The 1,444-nt window shown below is 68.5% G+C and carries 2 protein-coding genes; one reads left to right on the top strand and one right to left on the bottom strand.

Features of this window, described 5'->3' with window-relative positions; translation table 11 throughout:
• The first annotated feature begins 229 nt into the window (after nucleotides 1-229).
• On the top strand, nucleotides 230-529 hold the full coding sequence (locus RTM68_RS05640) for a hypothetical protein (RefSeq protein WP_312169106.1): 300 nt from the start codon (nucleotides 230-232) through the stop codon (nucleotides 527-529).
• Here RTM68_RS05640 and RTM68_RS05635 read toward each other — a convergent pair.
• The coding region (locus RTM68_RS05635) for a DNA recombination protein RmuC (protein ID WP_312169102.1) at nucleotides 530-1,444 on the bottom strand (915 nt) is incomplete at its 5' end.

Genomic DNA, 1,444 nt, shown 5'->3' with positions numbered 1-1,444 from the left:
TCGTGCTGCGCGGCGCTTCCGGAACGCTGCGCAGGATCGCATCGGAGCACCTCGTCTCGAAGTGGCTCTGACCTCCTCTCACTGAGGCCGCGAGGGGCATCGTTACCGACCCGGTACCGCTGCGCGGAGCGGTGCGCCCTGCTTTCCCGGCCGCACGTGTCACAATTGTCACTGGATTTGTCGCCGTCGACGGAGCCGCCAGGCACCGCAGGCACAGGAGGGCAGACCGATGACAACGCAGCACACGAGTGGCTCCACAGCCGCGCCGACCAAGATCGTGACCACGGCCACCGGCCGCATCCTGCGGGTCAACGTCGATGAGGCAGGCGTGCCGCTCTCGACCGGGACCCCGGTCGCACCCGCAGCCGCCTCGCCTGCGATCGCTGACCCTGCGCGTCGTGCCGACGTCCTGTTCCGCGTCCGTCGCGCCGAAGGGCACGAGCTGAGCGCGTGGTGGATGATCGGGGCCTTCGTCGTGACGAGCGGTCTGGTGATCCTGCTGCTCAGCGGCGTTCCCGGCATCGCCTGATCAGTCGCCGCCCTGCAGGCGGGAGCGCACGTCTCCGACGTCGGCGTGAAGTGGTGCCGCCTCGTCATCCAGCGATGCTGCCGACGCATGGTCGGATTCGGTGTCGATTCTGGAGTCCGTGTCGACGAGTTCGGCTGACGTGAATCGACGCGTCTGGGCCGTGATCGCGGGCGGAGCCGCGTCGAGCGCGGAAGGGTCGATGCCCGGAAACTGTCGCGCGGTGACGAGCACGCGACTCTCGAGTGACCCTGCGAATCGGTTGTAGCTGTCGACTGTGCGCTCCAGTGCACGTCGCAGGTCGTCTGCGTGACCTGCGAGGACGCCGAGTCGGTCGTACAGCTGCGTGCCCAGGTTCAGGAGCGCTCGTGCCTCGGTGGAGACCTCCTGCTGCGTCCAGGTATAGGCCACCGTCTTCAGCACGGCCCAGAGATTGACCGGTGAGGCGAGCGCGACGCGCCTGCCGAAGGCGTAGTCGAGCAGGGTCGGGTCTTCGTCGATCGCGGCGGCGAGCAGCGACTCGCTCGGCAGGAAGCAGATGACGAACTCGGGACTCGCGTCGAGTCCGTTCCAGTACGCCTTCTTGGCCAGGGCGTCGATGTGCGCGCGCACGGCCTTCACATGCTTCTGCATGTGCGCCCGTCGCTGACTCTCGTATGCGTCGCCGATCGGCAGCGCGGAGGCCTCGAGGTAGGCGTCGAGCGGAACCTTGGCATCCACCGCGATCGACGTGCCACCCGCCAGCCGCACGACCATGTCGGGGCGCCCCTGGCCGCGGTCCGACGAGATCGTCGTCTGCAGGTCGAAATCGACGTGGCGGGTCAGGCCCGCCGCCTCGACCACTCGGCGCAACTGGGTCTCTCCCCACACGCCGCGGGTCGCGGTGGAACGAAGAGCGCCGGCCAGCGACTCGGTCGT

The organism is Microbacterium sp., from assembly GCF_031988965.1.
Taxonomy (GTDB): Bacteria; Actinomycetota; Actinomycetes; order Actinomycetales; family Microbacteriaceae; genus Microbacterium.
The sequence above is the reverse complement of the archived record's forward strand: the minus strand, read 5'-3'. Positions and strand labels throughout refer to the sequence as shown.